The 4,169-nt window shown below is 44.5% G+C and carries 3 protein-coding genes; 1 reads left to right on the plus strand and 2 read right to left on the minus strand.

The annotated features are described in order from the left end of the window. Nucleotides 1-112: 112 nt before the first annotated feature. Nucleotides 113-1,423, plus strand: coding sequence for an outer membrane channel protein TolC (gene tolC / locus AB4653_RS11265; protein WP_102257736.1), 1,311 nt, complete (start codon nt 113-115; stop codon nt 1,421-1,423). Nucleotides 1,424-1,590: 167 nt separating this feature from the next. Here tolC and hldE read toward each other — a convergent pair whose 3' ends face one another. After that, on the minus strand, nt 1,591-3,021 hold the full coding sequence (hldE, locus tag AB4653_RS11270) for a bifunctional D-glycero-beta-D-manno-heptose-7-phosphate kinase/D-glycero-beta-D-manno-heptose 1-phosphate adenylyltransferase HldE (protein WP_009848977.1): 1,431 nt from the start codon (nt 3,019-3,021) through the stop codon (nt 1,591-1,593). A 165-nt stretch (nt 3,022-3,186) separates the two neighbouring features. Then, a partial coding sequence (gene glnE / locus AB4653_RS11275; RefSeq protein ID WP_372104189.1) for a bifunctional [glutamate--ammonia ligase]-adenylyl-L-tyrosine phosphorylase/[glutamate--ammonia-ligase] adenylyltransferase occupies nt 3,187-4,169 on the minus strand: 983 nt, incomplete at its 5' end.

Here is a 4,169-nt window from a genome sequence, read left to right on the forward strand (position 1 = left end):
TATTGCACAAGTGGACAGTTAACTGTAAAAAAGTGCAAAGTTTCGAGTAAATTACCACCAAACTGGGTTAAACTCTTTTAAAGAAAATTCCATTAAAGGCAGGAATAGGAAAATGAAAAAACTGCTTCCACTATTTATCAGTGCAGCAATTGGCAGCCTGAGTTCGTCAGCTTTCGCTGATACGCTAGCTGAGGTTTACGACCAAGCAAAACAGAACGATCCTCAACTTCTTCGTTCAGCAGCGAAGCGCGATGCCGCTTTTGAAGCAGTAACGTCAAACCGTAGTGACTTGCTACCACAAATTGACTTGAGAGCTAACTACGACATCAACCGTGGTGAGCGAAGTGATGTAAATAATGACAGCAATCAATGGGGAGCTGGAATTTACTTTTCTCAAGAGCTGTACAAACGCTCTTCTTGGATCACGCTAGATACAGCAGAGAAAACAGCTCGCCAAGCTGATTCTGCTTATGCAGCAGAGCAACAAGACCTGATCCTTCGTGTTGCTACCGCTTACTTCGAAGTACTTCGTGCTCAAGATAGCCTAGAGTTTGTTCGTGCTGAAAAAGCCGCAGTTGCTCGTCAACTGGAACAAACTAAGCAGCGCTTTGAAGTTGGCCTTTCAGCAATCACCGATGTGCATGATGCGCAAGCTCAGTACGATGGCGTATTGGCAGACGAAGTTTTAGCAGAGAACACTCTGATTAATAACTACGAAGGTCTACGTGAAATCACAGGTCAAGAGCACTCTAACCTAAACATCTTAGATACAGACCGCTTCTCAGCAAGCAAGTCTTCTGAATCTGCTGTTGCACTGGTTGAGCAAGCTCAAGAGAAAAACCTGAAGCTATTGGCATCACGTATTGATCAAGACATCGCTAAAGATAACATCACGCTAGCAAGCTCAGGTCATCTACCTAGCCTAACGTTGGACGGTAGCTACTCTCTTGCCGATCAATCAAGCAGCCCTAGTGATTACGACCAAGATAACCTAAACGTCGGCTTAAATTTAGTTGTGCCTCTATACACAGGTGGTAGTACAACTTCTTTGACTAAACAGGCTGAATACAACTACGTTGCAGCAAGTGAAGATCTTGAAGCGACTTACCGTAGCGTTGTGAAAGACGTTCGTGCCTTCAACAACAACATCAGTGCTTCAATTGGTGCGCTACGCGCTTACGAACAGTCTGTTGTTTCTGCTCAGTCGGCTCTAGAAGCTACAGAAGCAGGTTTTGATGTAGGTACTCGTACTATCGTTGACGTACTAGATTCAACTCGTCGTCTATACGATGCCAACAAGAACCTTTCAGATGCTCGTTACAACTACATCCTAAGTGTACTTCAGCTTCGTCAAGCTGTTGGTACGCTAAGCGAACAAGACATTGTTGATGTAAACGCAGGTCTAAAAGTCGCAAGTAAGTAATGCTTAAATCCTAGTTAAATACTCTAACCAGAGTATTTAATAAAGTGACTAGATTACCGTTACAAAAATGCCGCTCAATGAGCGGCATTTTTATTATCTATTGAAAGCTAATTCTCAGCCTAACCCAAAGGTTAAGCCTTGAGACAAGAAAGTTAGAAGACTAAGAGTTAGCCTCGACCACCTTTAATCGCTTTAATGATTTCAGTCGTAGAGCAACCATCTTCAAAGTTAAGTACTTTAACTTCACCGCCAGCCGCAATCACTTCTGCACCACCAGCAATCTCTTCAGGTTTGTAATCACCACCTTTCACAAGAATGCTTGGAAGAACTTCAGAGATCAAACGTTGCGGTGTATCTTCAGAAAACGGAACAACCCAATCAACCGCACCTAAACCAGCCAGTACCGCCATACGACGATCAGTTGGGTTCACAGGACGACCTGGACCTTTTAAGCGTTTCACTGATTCATCCGTATTCACAGCAACGATCAAACGATCACCTAACTCAGCAGCATGGTTCATGTAAGAGACATGTCCCGCATGCAGGATATCAAAGCAGCCATTAGTCATAACGACTTTCTCGCCTTTCGCACGAGCACGTTTCACCGCTTCAACTAGGGCAGCTTCAGAGATCACACCGTAGTCAGTATCTTGGCTACCATGAATCGCTTCCGCTAACTCAATCGTAGACAACGTCGATGTACCTAGCTTGCCGACTACCACGCCAGCTGCAGCATTTGCTAATGCACACGCCTCATCAAGTGGCTTACCTGCAGCAACTGAAGCTGCTAATACTGAAATAACCGTATCACCAGCACCAGTAACGTCATACACTTCTTTCGCTTGGGTCGGTAAGTGGAATGGTTCTACGCCTTTGCGGAGCAATGTCATGCCATGCTCACTGCGAGTCACTAGCAAGGCTTCAAAATCAAACTCTTCGATTAACGCGAGCCCTTTTTCGATCATTTCATCTTCAGACTTAACCTTACCGGCAACCAGCTCAAACTCCGCCATGTTTGGCGTAAGTAATGTCGCCCCACGGTAGCGTTCAAAATCTGCACCTTTAGGATCAATAAACACCGGAACGTTCGCTGCGCGCGCTTTTTGAATAAAGCTCTGCACATGCTCCAAAGCACCTTTCGCATAATCAGATAAGATTACCGAGCGTACATTAGGAAGAGCTTGCTCCATGCGAGATAAAACAAGTTCAGGATCCGTGTTCTCAAATTTGTCTTCAAAATCAAGACGGATCAACTGCTGTCCACGGCTCATGACACGCAATTTTGTGATGGTCGGGTAATCGTCCAACTCAACAAAATCACACTTAACCTTTAATGCACCCAAAGTATTTTTCAACACCTCAGCTGGCTCATCTTTTCCAGTCAAACCAACGATATGAGCATGACCACCAAGAGAGGCAATATTCATTGCTACGTTGGCAGCACCACCAGGGCGCTCTTCGTTATTTTCTACTTTAACAACGGGCACAGGTGCTTCTGGTGAAATACGGCCAGTAGGGCCATACCAGTAACGGTCAAGCATTACATCACCGACAACAAGAACGCCTGATTGGCTGTAGTCAGGTAGAATTGGTTTCATTGTGGATCTCCAAAAATCGAATCTGGCTAGAGTCTAGCACACTGATTACAGTGGCTAAACCATAGAAAAATGAGTGAAAGCCTAACTCGATAGATACTCTAGTAGCTAAGAAGTCGATAAGCGATCACTAAATGATAATGACGTAACCGTTAAGAAATAGTTCCGTTACGCTTCCATCCATTGCTTCCATGCCTGAACAACATGTTCCCTTTCCATTTTAAATTTATCAATCGCCACGTCCGCATCAAGGTTGAGTAGATTGCGGTGATGGATTTCATCTCTTAATGTTGTATAGGCATTAGTTAATGCCATGCCTTGCTGTTCGTCCATAATCCCTTGTGACAACAGACTTTCAAAGATTCGTACATTGTCACACCAACGAGTCAACTTAGGTTTTTCATTACTGTATCGAAGTACTAAATATTGCGCCAAAAACTCAATATCGGTGATACCACCCGTATCTTGTTTCAGCATGAATCGATCGGCTTTTTTTCCACCGAGGTGCCCGCGCATTTTTTCACGCATATCGACAACGGATTTTTTAAGTACAGCTTCATCTCGAGTCAAACACAAAATCTCATGGCGAGTCTTGTTAAATGCCGAAGCCAATAAGTCATCGCCATAAATCATACGAGCACGAGTCAAAGCTTGGTGTTCCCAAGTCCACGCGTCATTGTGCTGATACTCGTCAAAAGCATCGGTTGGACTCACCAATAAACCAGAGACACCTGAAGGACGTAAGCGAGTGTCGACCTCGTACAAAATACCAGAAGCAGTTCTGGTCGAGAAAATATGAATAATGCGCTGCGCCAATCTCAGATAAAATTGGCGTCCGTCGATCTCTTTTTTACCATCAGTATAGATGTGTACCGGGCAATCGTGCATGAACACAATATCAAGATCGGAGTTATAACCAAGCTCCCAACCGCCGACTTTGCCGTAACCAACCACGGCGAAGCCACGGCCTTCACGATCTTTAACGTGGGTAGGCTCCCCAAACTTGGCTGTCACTTGTAACCAAGCTTGATTAATGCCGGCCTCAACAATCGCTTCTGCTAAATAGGTTAGATGGTCGCTTACCTTCATAACAGGCAAAACGCCCGCAATATCAGCGGCTGCAATTCTCAAGATACAAGTCTGCTTAAACT

The sequence above is a fragment of the Vibrio sp. 10N.222.48.A3 genome (assembly GCF_041475345.1).
GTDB classification, from domain to species: Bacteria; Pseudomonadota; Gammaproteobacteria; order Enterobacterales; family Vibrionaceae; genus Vibrio; species Vibrio tasmaniensis_A.